We start from the raw sequence: 16,482 nt of genomic DNA, 5'->3' as shown, positions 1-16,482 counted from the left end.
GTGCATCTCATGGCACAGGCAGCTCAGGCACTCATCGGCGACAGCGAGTTCGACAGGGACACCGCCGTCACCCTTCGCGAAGAAGGCGTCTACGACGCCGAGCTCTCCGCGGGCTGGACGATCATCCACGCCGTCAACGGCGGGTATCTACTGGCCATGCTCGGTCGCGCGCTCGGTGAGGCCCTGCCGCACTCCGACCCCTTCTCGGTCTCCGCGCACTACCTCACCGCGTCGGTTCCCGGCCCCGCGCTGATCCGAACGCAGGTCGTCCGCACCGGCCGTACCCTCTCCACCGGTCAGGCGTCGCTCTTCCAGTACGCGGAGGACGGCACCGAGGTCGAGCGCATCCGGGTGCTGGGCACCTACGGCGACCTGGACTCGCTCTCCGACGACATCCGCACGTCGGCGAAGCCGCCGGCCATGGCGCCGATCGAGCAGTGCTTCGGCCCGGGCGACGGCCCGGCGCCCATCCCCGGCAGCTCCGCGATCACCGAGCGGCTCAACATCAAGCTCGACCCGTCGACCATCGGCTGGGCCATCGGCGCCCCGTCCGGCAAGGGCGAGATGCGCGGCTGGTTCGGCCTCGCGGACGGGCGCGACGCCGACCCGTACTCCCTGCTGCTCACCGTCGACGCGCTGCCGCCGACCTCGTTCGAGCTGGGGCTCAAGGGCTGGACGCCGACCATCGAGCTCACCACCCACATCCGTTGCCGCCCGGCCCCCGGCCCGCTGCGTGTCTCCATCAGCACCCGCAACCTCGCGGGCGGCTTCCTGGAGGAGGACGCGGACGTCTGGGACAGCGCCGACCGGTTGGTCGCCCAGTCCCGCCAGTTGGCCCGAGCCCCGCGCAGCTGAGCCACTGTGCCCGGACGCCGGAATACCTGACGTGAGGGCGTCAGGTATTGCGGCGTCCGGTATTCCAGGAGTCCGGGCGGCGTGAAATCCGAGCGGCTGTTCTCGATCCTGCTGCTCCGGACCCGTGGACCGGTCCCCGCCACCGAGCATGCCGAGCGCCTCGAAGCCTCCGTGCTCGGTCTCGATGCGGCGCCCGGCTGTGCGCGGACCCGTCTGTTCCACCTGCAGACAGCGGGTGAGCGCGGCGGTCGGCTCGGCCGGGGTGTCCTCCTGTACGGGAGAGCCCTCAGGTGTCGGCGCCGTCCAGCCAGTGGCGTCTGCCGAGGGTGACGAGCCGCAGCCGCCGGCGGGTGACCTCGGCCACCTGGGCCTCGCCGGCCGGGCCGGCGTCCAGCATCGCGGAGGCCGTGATCACCATGTGGTCGACGTAGAGACCGCCCAGCATCAGCAGGTCCTCGCCGGTCCAGCCCCGCGACTCCGGCTCCGCGGCGAGCGCTTCGGCCACCTCCTCGGCGAATCGCCGCAGTTGGGCAGCTATGGCCTCGCGGACCGGACCGACGCCGCCGTGCTGTTCACGGGCGATGAAGCGGAAGTGGGCCGGCTGCTCACGTACATGACGGGTGATCAGCTCGACGCTGCGGTCCAGCCGGGCCTCACTGTCGCCGGTCTCGGCGAGGATCGCGCCGATCACTCCGTGCAGGCTGCCGAGCGCTTCCTCGACGAGTGCCACGCCGAGCGCGGCGGTGTCGTCGAAGTGCCGGTAGAAGGCGGTCGGCGCGACGCCCACCACCCGCGTCACCTCGCGCAGTCCCAGGCTGCTCAGGCTCTGGTGCTCCAACAGTTGGAGCGCTGCGTCCAGCAGTGCCTGACGGGTTTTCAGCTTCTGGGTCTGGCGGATGCCGACGGTGTGACTCATGCCATTCAGTAAACAACTGTTCTCCGGGCCGCGGAAGGGGTGGATGGGTCTAGACTGACAAGTCAGTGAACACTCGTACTCTCAAATGGGCGCACAGTGCGCACAGTGCGCACAGTGCGCAGAGTGTCCGAGTGCCCCGAGAACTCCCGGAAAGGCCAAACATGATCATCCTCGTCGCCGCCCTGCTCCTGCTGGGGGTCGTCCTCGGGGCGGTGGTCCAGATCCCGCTCCCGCTGACCCTCGCCCTCGCCGCCGCGATCGGCTGCTGGCTGCTGATCTTCGCGGTCCGTGAGCGGCTGGGCGCACACCGCCGGTCCCACTGATCCGGCCTGTTCCGATCCGACGTTCGAGCCAATGACAGAGACGAAGGAGCCCGCACCATGACACTCACCGCATTCGCCCGCCGAGCCGGCATCGGCACGGAAGCCGCCACCGCCGGGGATGACGCCCCGCGGCCCGTCGGCCGCAGGAGGAGCACCCGGGACGCCGACGGTCTGGCCGTCGCCTCCTTCGTGCTCGGGCTGATCGGCCTCCTTGTGATGAACATCGTGCTCGGCCCGATCGCCATCGTGATGGCGGTCATCGCCCTTGCCCGCTCCACCGCCCGCCGCGGCCGCGCCCTCCTCGGACTCGCCCTCGGCATCGCCGACCTCGTCGTCCTGGCCTTCCTGGTCACCGGAAACGGCACCGTCTCCTGGAGCTTCGGCAGCTGACCGACGGCGTCCTGCGCCGCCGCCCCGGCCGGATCGGGCTCCGGTTCGGGCTCCGAATCGGGCAGGTGACACGACACCTGTCCGCCGTGCGCGGGTACGGACCGCGATGCGCCCGGCATACGCCCCGCCCCGGGCTCGTAGAATCGAGCCCACCATGGCTTACCTCGACCACGCCGCGACCACGCCGATGCTTCCGGAGGCGATCGCGGCGATGACCGCCCAGCTCGCCGTCACCGGTAACGCGTCCTCACTGCACGCCGCCGGGCGCCGGGCCCGCCGTACCGTCGAGGAGGCGAGAGAGACCCTCGCCGACGCCCTCGGCGCACGCCCCAGCGAGGTGGTCTTCACCTCCGGCGGTACCGAGGCCGACAACCTCGCCGTGAAGGGCCTCTACTGGGCCCGCCGCGACGCCGACCCCCGGCGCACCCGCGTACTCGCCGGTCCCGTCGAGCACCATGCCGTGCTGGACGCCGTCGACTGGCTCGCCGAACACGAGGGTGCGACCGTCGAATACCTCCCCGTCGACGCCTACGGCCGCGTCCACCCGGACACGCTGCGCGAGGCGATCGCGCGCGACCCCGACGATGTCGCGATGGTCACCGTGATGTGGGCCAACAACGAGATCGGCACCATCATGCCGGTACGTGAACTGGCTGCCGTGGCCGGTGAGTTCGATGTGCCGATGCATTCTGACGCGGTGCAGGCCTTCGGTCAGTTGGAAGTCGACTTCGCCCGGTCGGGACTGGCCGCCATGACCGTCAGCGCGCACAAGATCGGCGGCCCGTTCGGCATCGGCGCGCTGCTGCTCGGCCGCGCCTACACCCCCGTACCCGTGCTGCACGGCGGCGGCCAGGAGCGGCATGTGCGCTCCGGGACCCTCGATGTGCCCGCCATCGCCGCCTTCGCGGTGGCCGGCCGGCTCGCCGCCGACGGCCGCGAGGAGTTCTCCCGGGAGATCGGCGGGCTCCGCGACCAGCTGGTCGCGGCCGTGCTCGCGGCCGTTCCCGACGCCATCCTCGGTGGCGATCCGGCCCCCGGCGGCCGGCTCCCGGCCAACGCCCACTTCACCTTCCCCGGCTGTGAGGGAGACTCGCTTCTCCTGCTGCTGGACGCCCAGGGCATCGAATGCTCCACCGGCTCCGCCTGCACGGCGGGAATCGCCCAGCCCAGCCATGTACTGCTGGCCACCGGCACCGACCCGGACCTGGCCCGCGGCACGCTGCGGTTCTCGCTCGGACACACCTCGACCAAGCAGGACGTCGAGGACGTCGCCCGGGCGATCGGCCCGGCGGTCGAGCGCGCGCGGACGGCGGGCCTCAGCTGAACCGGGCGGCGGGCCCCGCGATCACCGGGCGCCCGCTGCCCGCACCAGCTCGATATACCGGTCCCAGTCCCAGTGCGGACCCGGATCGGTGTGGTCCGTGCCCGGCACCTCCACATGCCCGATGATGTGCGTCCGGTCCACCGGTATCCCGTACCGCCCGCATATCGCCGCCGACAGCCGCGCCGACGCCTCGTACATCGCGGCCGTGAAGTCGTGCGGCCGGTCCACGAACCCCTCGTGCTCGATGCCGACGCTGCGCTCGTTGTACGACTTGTTCCCCGCGTGGAACGCCACATCCAGCTCACGGATCATCTGCGTCACATGACCGTCCTTGCGCACCACGTAGTGCGCCGCCGCACCATGGGCGGGGTTCTGGAAGACCTTGACCGCGCCGCGGAAGCTGCCCTGGGTCACATGGATGACGACCCGGTCTATGGCGTAGTCGGCGGGGCGGTCCGCCCGCCGCCAGTTCGCCGGGGACGCCGCCGTCCACTGAGCCCGCGCGTAATCCAGCTCGCCGGGCTTGCGGGGCTTCTCCACACCGGGCAGCCGCCACCAGGCGTGCTCCAGCTTCTCCCGGGCCAGCGCCGCCGTGCCCACCGCCGTGACAGCAGCGCCGATCAGCAACCCTCGCCGACTGATGCCGTGCTCCGCCTTGGCCCCCGCCGACTGCCTGGCGCCTGCCGCCTTCTTGGTCCCCATGAGATCGACAACGCATATCCGCGAGCTTTCGGTTCCCGGCGCCCCGTACCCTGGTGGAGCTATGACTCAGACTTCCCAGCGCCCCCTCCGTGTGCTCGCCGCCATGTCAGGCGGTGTCGACTCCGCCGTCGCCGCGGCCCGCGCCGCCGAGGCGGGCCACGACGTGACCGGTGTGCACCTCGCCCTCTCCGCGAACCCGCAGTCGTTCCGTACCGGAGCGCGCGGCTGTTGCACCATCGAGGACTCCCGCGACGCCCGCCGCGCCGCGGACGTCATCGGCATCCCGTTCTACGTCTGGGACCTGGCGGAACGCTTCCGCGAGGACGTCGTGGAGGACTTCATCGCGGAGTACGAGGCGGGCCGCACGCCCAACCCGTGTCTGCGCTGCAACGAGAAGATCAAGTTCGCGGCGCTGCTCGACAAGGCGCTCGCGCTCGGCTTCGACGCCGTCTGCACCGGCCACTACGCCACCGTCGTGCTGAACGAGGACGGCAGCCGCGAGCTGCACCGCGCCTCCGACATGGCCAAGGACCAGTCGTACGTCCTCGGTGTCCTGGACGAGAGGCAGCTCGCCCACGCGATGTTCCCGCTCGGCGACACCCTCACCACCAAGGACGAGATCCGCGCCGAGGCGGAGGCCCGTGGCCTGGCCGTGGCGAAGAAGCCCGACAGCCATGACATCTGCTTCATCGCCGACGGCGACACCCAGGGCTTCCTGGCCGACCGCCTCGGCGGCAAGGCCGAGGGCGACATCCTCGACGAGTCCGGCAACAGGCTCGGTACCCACGAGGGCGCCTTCGGGTTCACCATCGGTCAGCGCAAGGGTCTGCGCATCGGCCACCCCGCCGCCGACGGCAAGCCGCGCTACGTCCTCGACATCTCCCCGGTGAACAACACGGTGACGGTCGGCCCGGTGGAGGCCCTAGACGTCACGGCGCTGACGGCGATCAAGCCCCGCTGGTGCGGCACGGCCCCGGCCGGCCCCGGCACGTACACCGCGCAGCTCCGCGCCCACGGCGGCGAGACCGAGGTGACCGCCGAGCTCGTGGACGGCACGCTGAACGTCACCTTCACCGAGCCGGTACGAGGTGTGGCCCCCGGCCAGGCGGTCGTGCTGTACGACGGGACGCGGGTGGTCGGCTCGGCGACGATTGCGACGACGGTGCGGCGCACCGAGGCTGCGGTCGGCCTGGGCTAGGGCCGTTCCTTCGAAGCGGGCCGGGCTCGGGCTGCACCGAGGCGTCGTGGGCCGCGGGCCTTACGACGCCCGGCTGACGTACACGTCCTTGGAGAAGAACTCCGCCAGCACAGGCGCGACCACCTGCGGCGCCAGGTCATGTGTCTGGCCCGTCAGCGTGCGGTGCCGGGCGCGTGGGATCGCGTCCGCGAGGATGCGGGTCAGGGTGCGCATCGGGGTGGGACTGAATCCCCCCGTGATCACCATGGTGCGCGCGGTGACGGACCCGAGACGCTCGGCGGGCACCGTGCCATTGCCGAGGATCGCGTCGTCGTACGCCAGGGTGTGCGCCAGTGATTCGAGGCCGCGCCACAGAGGAGCGTGCCGCATCCGGGCGACCGTGTCGGGCGGCATCCCCGCCAGCGACAGGAACAGCTCGAGTGCCCCCGCCCGGTCCCCGGCGGACAGCAGGCGGTGCAGCCGGGTCGCGTAGCGCGCCTTGGCCCGGCGGCCCGGTGCGTCCGGGGCGAACGGCGGTTCGTACACCGCGAGCAGGTCGACGGGCACCCCCGAGGCCTGCGCCTCCAGCGCCAGGGCGCCGCCGGACGACATCCCGAACACCGCGGCCCGGCCACCGACCCGATCGATCATCGCCGCCAGATCCTCGACCTCGCGCTCGACCGCGTACGGCACACCGTCGCCGCTGGAGCCGCGGCCGCGCCGGTCGTAGGTCACGACGCTGAACCGCGACGCCAGAAGTTCCGCCAGTGGTGCCTCGGTCGCCGCAGTGCTCAGCGCCCCGCCCACCAGAATCACGGGCGGCCCGTCACCTCTGCGCCGGTGGGCGATCAAAGTGCCGTCACGGGAAGGAGTCCTGTCCATGTGCAGATGGACTGCGGCGGACCGCAGAACTCATCGCTGCGGCGACGAAGTTTTTCGAGATTCCTCAACTCCGCAGCTCAGCACGGTGCCTGGTGATCAGCCGGAGACCGTCTCGGCGTCGTAGAAGCAGAAGTGGTCCTTGATCGCGGCGACTTCGGGCTTGGGGTCCGGATAGGCCCAGACGAGATCGGCCGCGTCCGGCAGTGACCAGTAGGAGGCATCCCCCTTGAACGGGCAGTGGGTGTGGGTGTCCGACGCCGTGAGCAGTTCCGTGCGGACGTCCTCGGGCGGCAGGTAGTAGCGGACCGGAGAGCCCGTCTCGCGCAGTACGAGCGGACGGCGGCTCTCGGCGAGCAGCTGACCGTCACGCACCACGCGCACATGCTCCGTGCCGGGCTCGACGGTGATCACGTGTCCTGAAGTGGAAGTCATGTCTTGTACAGCCGTGCCGTGCGCCGGATTCTTCCCCGGATCAAACCGTTCCTGACCAGTGTGCGTGAGTGAGTCTTGGACCCACTGCTGTGTTCTGGGCGCATCCCGAACGGTGTTGGATGCACTGGTCCCCCGCTTTCGCTTCCCGCTCGGCGACGGCTCTCCAGGGGGCCGGTCCGTGGTGGGTGGGCGGGTTCCCTCACGCCCTTGGTCACCTGACCCGGCCTGGACGGTCCGATGCCCCGCACGATCACTCCGGTCGTGTGGGGGCGGTGTCGTCCTTCGCCGGATCCAGTGTCCGAGGGCACGTCGTCCGATCGCGATGCCCGCGGCATCGTGACGGGACATCTTTCGGCGTGGGGTGGCCAGCGGCTTCTGCCAGTGCTGGGCACCCCACATGCTGGTGTAGGCCGGGTCGACCGCGACAATGCTCAGGCCGTGTTCGGCGGCCATCGAGACCAGCCGGGCCTTGAGTTTCCCGGTGGGCATACCGGAGATGAGCTGCCGGAATCGCTTCCGGCGGCCGTGCTTCTCGCGGGTCTTCTCGGTGGTGAAATCGAGGTCTTCGATCCCGATCGCAGCGACACCGGCACGCACCGCCCAGCTGATCAACCCGGTCAGCGCGTGCCGGATCTGCGCGTCGCGGTGACCTGCGGTCCCGGACAGGTCGTAGAAGAACCGCCGGGGCCCGCCGACGGGGTTGCCGTGGACATCGAGCCGGTAGGCGGCGAAGTGGTCGGCGTTGGTGTCGACCCCGATCATGCCCCGGGCACGGGCGGTCTCCAACGGGATGGTCTGGACGACGGGGTGCTGCCACGAGGCCGTGAGATACCAGCGGCCGCGCTCCGTATGAGGTGGATGCGGTAGGCCACGGCCCGGTTCGCGGTGATGCGGTCGGCCCACTCCGCGCCCCGGTGCGCGAACGCCACGGTGGAGGCGAGGATGTACCGGCCGTGCTGGGCATTGGCCAGGTGCGCCAGCGGAGCAGGCAGCTTGATGCTGACCTGGCCGTCCCGGGTGACGCGGATCGTCTCGTTCCCGAACCGCTTCCCCGACTCACCGTCGGCAGCAAGAAACCAGCGTCCCACCCCCCACCGTTCCCGCCACCGCTCCTCGGTGAGACCGGCCGCCTGGGTGAGATGGTGGCGGGTGTTCAGGAGACGTCTGCCACCCCGTACCACCTGCACCCGCCCGGCCTGCCACTCGGCAACAGCAGCAGCATGCCGGTCTTCCAGTGCCGCGAGCCGGCGGGACTTGCGGAACCACTCGTTCTTCGACCGGTAGCCACCCGCGGCCCGCTTCGTTCCGGGCACCCCGAGCGGGAGGGACAGGCGGTGCCGCAACGTCTTGATCCCGGCTTCCAGCGTCCGGATGTACGCCGCCTGGCAACGCCGGGCGAGTGCCCACTGATCGTGCGTGGCCTTCGTGATCGCACCCGCGATCCGCGACGACGACTCCTTCGTCAGTTCCCGCTTACGCGACGCCCAGGTGTCCGCACCGTGCTCCAGACCATCCGCACAGCGAGCCTTGAGATCGCGGGAGGCCAGCGCACCCTGATGCTCACCGACCGCACGCAGGACTTTCTGGTCCTGGGGGGTGAGGTGCTTGAGACGGTCCCGGATCGCCACCCCGGCAGGCGCGGGCACCACGAAGGAGGCCGTCAGCTTCCGTAAACCATCCACCACGTCACCCCCTCACGGCCGGACACCTACCACCCAGCCCAACGAACAACAGCCACCAAGGTCACCCATTCGACCCCAGAACCTACGTTCTCAGCCCCCGCCAACCCCCCGCCAGGACCCACTCCCGTCCGCCACCACTCACTTCAGCTCAGTAAACCGACAGCAGCTCACAACCCCCCGTCCCGTGGAGTGTCAGTGGGGGCACCTACCGTTGCTGTATGAACATCTGCGTCTTTCTCTCCGCCGCCGACCTCGACGACCGCTACACCCGGCCCGCCCGCGAGTTCGCCGAGCTGCTGGGCCGCGGCGGGCACACACTGGTCTGGGGCGGGTCGGAGAGCGGGCTGATGAAGGTCGTCGCCGACGGGGTGCAGGAGTCGGGCGGGCGGCTCGTCGGGGTGTCGGTGGACTTCATGGCCGCCCAGGCCCGGACCGATGCCGACGAGATGGTGATCGCACGCGATCTCGCCGAGCGCAAGGCGCTGCTCCTGGAGAAGGCCGACGCCGTCGTGATCATGGTGGGCGGTATGGGGACGCTCGACGAGGCCACCGAGATCCTGGAGCTGAAGAAGCACGGCAAGCACGACAAGCCGGTCGTCCTGCTGAACACGGCGGGTTTCTACGACGGGCTGCGTCTGCAGTTCCAGCGCATGGAGGACGAGGGCTTCCTGCCCCTTCCCCTCACCGACCTGGTGTTCTTCGCAAAGGACGGGGTCGGCGCGCTGGCCTACCTGGAAGAGTGGTCCGGCATTCAGTAGCCACGCGGCCGGATGCGACCATGGGCGCATGTCCACTCACCTCATCACCGGCGCCGGCTCCGGCATCGGAGCAGCTGTCGCCCGCCGTCTCCTGGAGCGCGGTGACGAACTCGTGCTGCTGGCCCGTGACGCGGGCCGCGCCAAGGAACTGGCCGCGCTCCACCCCGGAGCCCGCACGCTCGTCGGCGACCTCGGCAACCCTGACCGGCTCTCCTGGGCGTTCGCACAGCAGTCGCTCCCGGAGCGGATCGACTCGCTGCTGCACATCGCGGGCGTCGTGGAGCTGGGCCAGGTCGGGGAGCTCACGCCCAAGGCATGGCACTACCAGCTCAACACCAACCTGGTCGCCCCTGCCGAGCTGACCCGGCTCTTCCTGCCGCAACTGCGCGTGGCCCAGGGCCATGTCGTCTTCGTGAACTCGGGCGCCGGGCTCAGCGCACACGCCGAGTGGAGCGCGTACGCCGCGAGCAAGCACGGCCTGAAGGCGCTCGCCGACTCGCTGCGCGAGGAGGAGCACGGAAACGGTGTCCGGGTGAGCTCCGTCTACCCCGGACGTACTGCCAGCCCCATGCAGGTCAAGGTGCACCAGCAGGAGGGGAGGGAGTACGACGCCTCCCGGTTCATCGACCCGGAGTCCGTGGCGACCACGATCCTGATGGCGATCGACCTGCCTCGCGACGCCGAGGTCAACGACCTCACGGTCCGCCCCGGGCACTGAGGCCCTGGGCGCCGGGTCCGCAGAGGCCGGGTCCCCCGACGCCGAGTGGAGCCCGGCCCCGGCCCGCGAGCGTCGGCCGCCGGGCCGGCCGGGCCCGCGACGGCGCCGGCGGCCCGGACCGTAGGCTTCCTGCGTGACCGAGAAAAGCAAGTTCAGCGGGTGCCGCGCGACCGGGATCGGATCCATGCCCGGGGGAGACGCGCGGGAGGCGGCGAAGACCGTCACCGGGTCCTTGGCGGACGGTGAGGGCCTGCCGTATCTGCCGGAGCTGCCCGCACGCGGGCCCGGCGCCGACATGATCGGGCGGACCATCGGACTGCTCGTCGACATGTACGGCCACGTCGAGCCCAGCGGCTGGCGCATCAGTGACCGACCGGGTCGCGACACCCGGCGGGCCCGCTCCTGGCTGGGTGAGGACCTCGACGCCCTGGAGGAGTTCACCCAGGGGTACCAGGGCCCGCTCAAGGTCCAGGCCGTCGGTCCCTGGACGCTCGCCGCCGCGCTGGAACGGCGGGGCGGCGAGGCCGTGCTCGGCGACCCGGGTGCCTGCCGTGATCTGGCGGCCTCCCTGGCCGAGGGGCTGCTGGGTCATCTCGCGGAGGTACGGCGCAGGATGCCCGGCGCCCGGGTGATCCTCCAGCTCGACGAACCGTCCCTGACCGGCGTACTGCGCGGGCACATCAGGACGGCGAGCGGCTACCGCACCTACCGGGCCGTGGACCGGCAGGTGGTGGAGGGCACGCTCCGCGATGTCCTGGCGGCGAACGGGGAAGAGGCGACGCTCGTGCACACCTGCGCGCCCGACGTGCCGTTCGCGCTGCTGCGCCGGGCCGGTGCCGACGGCATCTCGTTCGATTTCTCACTGCTCACCGAGCGTGAGGAGGAGGCGATCGGCGAAGCGGTCGAAGGCGGTACGCAGCTCTTCCTCGGGGTGGTGCCCGGCACCGACCCGGCTTCGGGGGCATTGTCGGACCCGGGCGGTAGCGTCATGGGTGTCAGGACGCTGTGGCGCAGGCTGGGGCTGAATCCGGGGACTCTCGCCGAGTCGCTGGTGATCACCCCGTCGTGCGGGCTCGCAGGTGCGTCGCCCGCGTATGCGCGCGCCGCGCTCGCCCACTGCGCCCGGGCCGCGAGATCGCTCGCAGACAACCCTGAGTAAGCGGGTATCGGGTAACGGGAGGACGAGACGATGGCCGGCGGACAGAAATCGGAAGTGCCCGCGGAGGCGCAGCAGCGCCATGCGCTCCTTGCGGAGCAGATCGAGGAACACCGCTTCCGGTACTACGTGAACGACCAGCCGGTCGTCAGCGACGCCGAGTTCGACCGGCTGATGCGCTCGCTGCAGGACCTGGAGGACGAGTACCCGCAGTTGCGTACGCCCGAGTCGCCGACCCAGAAGGTCGCGGGGCCGTACCGGACGGAGTTCACCTCGATCGAGCACCGCGAGCGGATGCTCTCCCTGGACAACGCCTTCGACGACGAGGGGCTGGCGGTCTGGGCCGAGCGCGTCGCCAAGGACGTCGGCACCAGCACCTACCACTTCCTGTGCGAGCTCAAGGTGGACGGCCTCGCGGTCAACCTCACGTACGAGCAGGGGCTGCTGACCCGCGCCGCGACCCGCGGCGACGGCCGCACCGGCGAGGACATCACCCCCAATGTCCGCACCATCGCCGAGATCCCGCACCGGCTGAAGGGCGACCGGATCCCGGCGCTGGTCGAGATCCGCGGCGAGGTCTTCTTCCCGATGGAGGCGTTCGAGGAGCTCAACGCCCGGCTGGTGGCGGCCGACGACAAACCGTTCGCCAACCCGCGCAACGCGGCGGCGGGTTCCCTGCGGCAGAAGGATCCGAAGGTCACCGCCGGCCGCCCGCTGCACATGGTGGTGCACGGCATCGGCGCCCGCGAGGGCCTCGAGATCGACCGGCTCTCGCATGCCTACGAGCTGCTGCACGAATGGGGACTGCCCACCGCGAAGTACAACAAGGTCGTCGACTCCCTCGACGGCGTCAGGGAGTTCATCGCGCACTTCGGCGAGAACCGGCACTCCGTGGAGCACGAGATCGACGGCGTCGTCGTCAAGCTCGACGAGATCGCGCTCCAGGGCCGGCTGGGCTCCACCTCGCGCGCCCCCCGCTGGGCGATCGCCTGGAAGTACCCGCCGGAAGAGGTGAACACGAAGCTGGTGAACATCCGGGTCGGTGTCGGACGCACCGGCCGGGTCACTCCGTACGCACAGGTCGAACCCGTCGAGGTGGCGGGCTCCGAGGTCGAGTTCGCCACCCTGCACAACCAGAACGTGGTGAAGGAGAAGGGCGTCCTCATCGGGGACACGGTGGTGATCCGCAAGGCGGGCGATGTGATCCCGGAGATCCTCGGCCCGGTCGTCGATCTGCGGGACGGCACCGAGCGGGCGTTCGTGATGCCGACCCACTGCCCCGAGTGCGGGACGGAGCTGCGGCCCATGAAGGAGGCCGACATCGACGTCCGCTGTCCCAACGCGCGCTTCTGCCCCGCGCAGTTGCGCGAACGCGTCGCCTATCTCGCGGGCCGCAAGTGCCTGGACATCGACCACTTCGGCTATGTCGCGGCGGCCGCCCTGACCAAGCCGCTGGAGCCCACCGAGCCGCCCCTGCGCGACGAGAGCGACCTCTTCGGGCTGACGATCGAGCAGCTGCTGCCGATCCGGGCCTACGTCCTGGACATGGACAGCGGACTGCCCAAGCACGATCCGAAGACCGGCGAGGCGAAGACCGCCCTGGTCTTCGCCAACCAGAACGGCGAACCGAAGAAGAACGCCGTGGCGATGCTCGAATCGATCACCGCCGCCAAACAGGCGCCGCTGGCCCGGATCCTCACCGGGCTCTCGATCCGTCATGTCGGTCCGGTCGCGGCCGAGGAGCTGGCCCGTCAGTTCCGTTCGATGGACCGCATCGAGGCGGCGACCGAGGAGGAGCTGGCCGCAGCGGACGGTGTCGGACCCATCATCGCCGCCTCGGTCACCCAGTGGTTCGCGGAGGACTGGCACCGGGAGATCGTGCGCAAGTGGCGGGAGGCCGGGGTCCGGATGGCCGACGAGAGCGCGGGTGAGGACGAGGCGCCACGTCCGCTCGAAGGGCTCACCGTCGTCGTCACGGGCACGCTGGCCGACCACACCAGGGATGGCGCGAAAGAGGCCCTGCAGAGCCGTGGGGCAAAGGTGACCGGATCCGTTTCGAAGAAGACCTCGTTCGTGGTGGTCGGCGACAATCCGGGCTCGAAGTACGACAAGGCTATGCAACTGAAGGTTCCGGTCCTGGACGGGGCGGGCTTCGCCGTACTGCTCGAACAGGGGCCTGAGGCGGCACGCGAGGCGGCTGTACCGGTCGCCGGACCGGTCGAGGAGTAGCCGGGCCGCGGCGGACCCGGACGGGCAAGGGGCACGACCGGTAAGCCCGGTTCACCCGTTCGGCGCATACCAGATGCTGAGTGATGGTCAGTTCGCATTCGGGCAAGAGCTGTAGAGCGCTGCCCGTACGGGCGTTCCGCGGCCTACTGTTGAGACGTGCGCCTGCCGTGCCCGGATGCGTGACGGTAATCCCGGCTGCGTGACGGTCATGGGTTCGTGGTGGCATGGGAGCGGGACGAGCAGGTGACATCGGCACCGCCGGCTGTGAGAGGGACGGAATGAAACCGACCGAGAGCGCCGCACCGGTGTCACGGCTGCAAGGTTTCCTCGGCCTCATGCCCAAAGTGGGTGCCGCCGTTGTACTGATCGCCGCTGTTCAGCTGGCGACCGGCTTCTACCGGACCTTGAGCGCCGGGCACGCACTCTTCCCGAACGGTGCGGCAGGCTGGTCGCTCGCCGTCCTCACCGGGATCATCGTCGGGCATCTCGTCGCGCTCGGGCGGGACCGCTGGTGGGGCGGTACCGGATCCGGCGCCGCCCTCGCCCTCGCCGTGCTGCTGCTCTACGGCTGGGTGCCCGCCGGCCTGGTCAGCCTGGTCGTCGTCGTGCTCGTCGGAGTGGCGCGCAGACACCGCTGGTGGCAGGGGCTGCTGCATGGTGCGGTGGACATCCTGGGGATAGGTGCGGCGGCCCTGGTCCTCGCCGCGTTCGGCGACCTGCAGACCGTCGAGTCGCCCTGGCAGCCACTCGACTGGGGCATCGACGCCGTCCCGGAAGTCATTCTGGTCGCCTCCACCTATCTCGTCGTCACCAGGGTCCTCCTCTGGTACGCACGGGCACCCCAGGGCGGCGGGCTGCCGACCATCGCCCGCACCGCCCTGCTGCGCCAGGGGCTCGTCGCGGTCGCGCTCCTCGGGCTCGCCCCGCTGATCTGCGTCGTCGCGATCGCCACGCCCGTACTGCTGCCGCTGTTCGCCGTTCCGCTGATCGCCCTGGACTCCACTCTCTGGATCGCCCGGGCCCGGGCCGAGGAGCAGCTGCGGGACCCACTGACCGGGCTGCCCAACCGGCAGTGGCTGCTGGAGCGCACATGGACAGCGCTGGAGGACGCCGAGAGCATCGGCGCCAGATCCGCGCTCGTCCTGATCGACCTCGACCGGTTCCGTGCGGTCAACGACACCCTCGGCCATCTCGCGGGGGACCGATTGCTGCTGCAGATCGCGGAGCGGCTGCGGCTCGCCCTGCCGCGCGGAGCGGAGGCCGCGCGGCTCGGCGGCGACGAGTTCGCCGTACTGCTGCCGACCGCGGACTCCACCACCAGTGCTCAGCGCGTCGCCCGTCATCTGGTCGCCGAGCTCTCCTCACCACTGGACCTCGACGGCCTCACCCTGGTGCTGGAGGCCAGTGCCGGAGTCGCCGTCTACCCCGACCACGCGCTGGACGCCGAAGGGCTGCTCAGACGGGCGGACGTGGCGATGTACCAGGCCAAGCGGGACCGTACGGGTGTCGAGGTGTACGAGTCGAAGCGGGACAGCAACACCCCGGACCGGCTCGGACTCCTCGGGGACCTGCGGCGCGCGCTGGACGCCGGCGAGGTGGAGCTCCACTACCAGCCGAAGGTCCGGTTCGACGGCCAGGTGGCCGGGCTCGAGGCGCTGGTACGCTGGGTACACCCGGAGCGCGGCCGGGTCCCTCCGGACGAGTTCATCGCCATCGCCGAGTCGTCGGGTCTGATGCCGCACCTCACCGAGTACGTGCTGGAGACGGCGCTGGCCCAGGTCGCCCGGTGGCGGGCGCAGGGGCTGTTCGTCCCGGTCGCGGTCAACGTCTCCCCGCGCGACGTCCACACCCCGGGCTTCGCGGGCGGCGTCGCGGCCCAGCTCGCCCGGCACGGCGTCCCGGCCGGCTCCCTCCAGCTGGAAATAACGGAACACGTGCTGCTGGAGGACCCGCAGCGCGCCGCCGACACGCTGGCCGGCCTGACCGCGCACGGCGTGAAGATGTCCCTCGACGACTTCGGTACGGGGTACTCCTCGCTGGTCCACCTGCGCCGGCTGCCGGTCAGCGAGCTGAAGATCGACCGGTCCTTCGTCGCCCGGCTGGCCGTCGACAACGAGGACGCGGAGATCGTCCGCTGCACCATCGACCTGGCCCACTCGCTCGGCCTGCTGGTCGTCGCCGAGGGCGTCGAGGACGACGAGACGTGGGAGCGGCTGCGGGACCTGCGCTGCGATGCGGTGCAGGGGTGGCTGGTCGCGGCCGCGATGCCGCCGCAGGAGACGACGGCGTGGCTGCGGGCGCGCGGCGAGCACGGCTGGCGGCGGCCGGCGGAGCTGGCGGCGGCTGCCGCCGCGGCCGCTGCCGCCGCAACGGGGGTGACGGGCGTGACGGGCGTGACCGCAGCGGTGGCCGAGTTGGAGCAGCGGCAGCCGGGGCGGACCGCGCAGTCGCGTCCGGCGACGACATGAGCCGGCCCGGTGGCCCGGATCCCGGCGGCGGAATCGAGCCGATCGCCCCCGATACGGGCACGGCCGGAGGCTGACCGGAGGCGAGTGTTCGGTGGGTGGCGGCTCCGTCAGCGCCGGACCCCATAGGATTGGGGCCAAAACCACAACACTCACCCCTGAGGATCGCTGCATGCCTGGCATCACGCGCGAGGAGGTCGCCCACCTCGCCCGGCTGGCGCGTCTGGAGCTGAAGGGCGAAGAGCTCGATCACTTCGCCGGTCAGCTCGACGACATCATCGGCGCGGTCGCCCGCGTCTCCGAGGTCGCCGACCAAGACGTACCGCCGACCTCCCACCCGCTGCCGCTGACCAATGTCATGCGCGCGGACGAGGTCCGTCCGTCGCTCACCCCCGAGCAGGCGCTCTCCGGCGCCCCGGCCCAGGAGCAGCAGCGTTTCAAGGTGCCGCAGATCCTGGGGGAGGACTAACAGC

15 protein-coding genes and 1 pseudogene are annotated in these 16,482 nt (G+C 70.7%); 11 read left to right on the top strand and 5 right to left on the bottom strand.

The window, feature by feature from the left end:
* Positions 1–9: 9 nt before the first annotated feature.
* Complete coding sequence (locus OHA03_RS06355) at positions 10–855, top strand: thioesterase family protein (RefSeq protein ID WP_267001589.1); 846 nt, start codon at positions 10–12, stop codon at positions 853–855.
* Between the two features lie 286 nt (positions 856–1,141).
* On the opposite strand, the gene OHA03_RS06350 is transcribed toward OHA03_RS06355, so the two are convergent.
* Positions 1,142–1,771, bottom strand: a complete 630-nt coding sequence (locus tag OHA03_RS06350) for a TetR family transcriptional regulator (protein WP_267001587.1) — start codon at positions 1,769–1,771, stop codon at positions 1,142–1,144.
* Between the two features lie 161 nt (positions 1,772–1,932).
* Between OHA03_RS06350 and OHA03_RS06345 the strand changes: the two genes are divergently transcribed.
* From OHA03_RS06345 to OHA03_RS06335, 3 genes are all read left to right on the top strand, one after another.
* Positions 1,933–2,094: a hypothetical protein gene (locus OHA03_RS06345; RefSeq protein ID WP_267001585.1), complete on the top strand. Its 162-nt coding sequence runs from the start codon at positions 1,933–1,935 to the stop codon at positions 2,092–2,094.
* Positions 2,095–2,151: 57 nt separating this feature from the next.
* The gene (locus OHA03_RS06340) at positions 2,152–2,484 is read left to right on the top strand and encodes a DUF4190 domain-containing protein (RefSeq protein ID WP_267001583.1); all 333 of its coding nucleotides are present in this window, start codon (positions 2,152–2,154) and stop codon (positions 2,482–2,484) included.
* A gap of 154 nt (positions 2,485–2,638) precedes the next feature.
* The gene (locus OHA03_RS06335) at positions 2,639–3,808 is read left to right on the top strand and encodes a cysteine desulfurase family protein (RefSeq protein ID WP_267001581.1); all 1,170 of its coding nucleotides are present in this window, start codon (positions 2,639–2,641) and stop codon (positions 3,806–3,808) included.
* 21 nt (positions 3,809–3,829) lie between these two features.
* On the opposite strand, the gene OHA03_RS06330 is transcribed toward OHA03_RS06335, so the two are convergent.
* Positions 3,830–4,510 (bottom strand): N-acetylmuramoyl-L-alanine amidase, encoded by a 681-nt coding sequence (locus tag OHA03_RS06330; RefSeq protein ID WP_267001579.1) that lies wholly within the window; start codon positions 4,508–4,510, stop codon positions 3,830–3,832.
* 61 nt (positions 4,511–4,571) lie between these two features.
* On the opposite strand from OHA03_RS06330, the gene mnmA reads away from it, so the two are divergent.
* A complete protein-coding gene (mnmA, locus tag OHA03_RS06325; RefSeq protein ID WP_267001577.1) occupies positions 4,572–5,708 on the top strand; it encodes a tRNA 2-thiouridine(34) synthase MnmA in 1,137 nt (378 codons plus the stop codon).
* 60 nt (positions 5,709–5,768) lie between these two features.
* Here the strand turns inward: mnmA and OHA03_RS06320 are convergent, their stop codons facing one another.
* From OHA03_RS06320 to OHA03_RS06310, 3 genes and pseudogenes are all read right to left on the bottom strand, one after another.
* On the bottom strand, positions 5,769–6,569 hold the full coding sequence (locus tag OHA03_RS06320; protein WP_267001575.1) for an alpha/beta fold hydrolase: 801 nt from the start codon (positions 6,567–6,569) through the stop codon (positions 5,769–5,771).
* Between the two features lie 96 nt (positions 6,570–6,665).
* A complete protein-coding gene (locus OHA03_RS06315) occupies positions 6,666–7,001 on the bottom strand; it encodes a DUF427 domain-containing protein (protein ID WP_267007945.1) in 336 nt (111 codons plus the stop codon).
* A gap of 66 nt (positions 7,002–7,067) precedes the next feature.
* Positions 7,068–8,683: pseudogene (locus tag OHA03_RS06310) on the bottom strand (IS200/IS605 family accessory protein TnpB-related protein); the annotation flags it as partial.
* A gap of 218 nt (positions 8,684–8,901) precedes the next feature.
* Here OHA03_RS06310 and OHA03_RS06305 point away from each other — a divergent pair.
* The 6 genes from OHA03_RS06305 to gatC all read left to right on the top strand — a co-directional run bounded on the left by OHA03_RS06305 (position 8,902) and on the right by gatC (position 16,478).
* On the top strand, positions 8,902–9,441 hold the full coding sequence (locus OHA03_RS06305) for a TIGR00730 family Rossman fold protein (protein WP_267001573.1): 540 nt from the start codon (positions 8,902–8,904) through the stop codon (positions 9,439–9,441).
* A gap of 28 nt (positions 9,442–9,469) precedes the next feature.
* Positions 9,470–10,159 (top strand): SDR family oxidoreductase, encoded by a 690-nt coding sequence (locus OHA03_RS06300; RefSeq protein ID WP_267001571.1) that lies wholly within the window; start codon positions 9,470–9,472, stop codon positions 10,157–10,159.
* A gap of 133 nt (positions 10,160–10,292) precedes the next feature.
* Positions 10,293–11,318: a methionine synthase gene (locus OHA03_RS06295; protein WP_267001568.1), complete on the top strand. Its 1,026-nt coding sequence runs from the start codon at positions 10,293–10,295 to the stop codon at positions 11,316–11,318.
* Between the two features lie 30 nt (positions 11,319–11,348).
* Entirely contained in the window at positions 11,349–13,544 is a 2,196-nt protein-coding gene (gene ligA, locus OHA03_RS06290) for an NAD-dependent DNA ligase LigA (protein ID WP_267001566.1), read from the top strand.
* 278 nt (positions 13,545–13,822) lie between these two features.
* Positions 13,823–16,012 (top strand): bifunctional diguanylate cyclase/phosphodiesterase, encoded by a 2,190-nt coding sequence (locus OHA03_RS06285; protein WP_267001564.1) that lies wholly within the window; start codon positions 13,823–13,825, stop codon positions 16,010–16,012.
* Positions 16,013–16,181: 169 nt separating this feature from the next.
* Positions 16,182–16,478 carry an Asp-tRNA(Asn)/Glu-tRNA(Gln) amidotransferase subunit GatC gene (gene gatC / locus OHA03_RS06280; RefSeq protein ID WP_015036350.1) on the top strand — a complete coding sequence of 99 codons (297 nt, stop codon included), beginning with the start codon at positions 16,182–16,184 and terminating at the stop codon, positions 16,476–16,478.
* Positions 16,479–16,482: the final 4 nt, after the last annotated feature.

Origin of the sequence: Streptomyces sp. NBC_00154, from assembly GCF_026342835.1 — a bacterium.
GTDB lineage: Bacteria > Actinomycetota > Actinomycetes > Streptomycetales > Streptomycetaceae > Streptomyces.
Note: the sequence above shows the minus strand (reverse complement) of the source record. Positions and strands in the feature narration are given on the sequence as shown.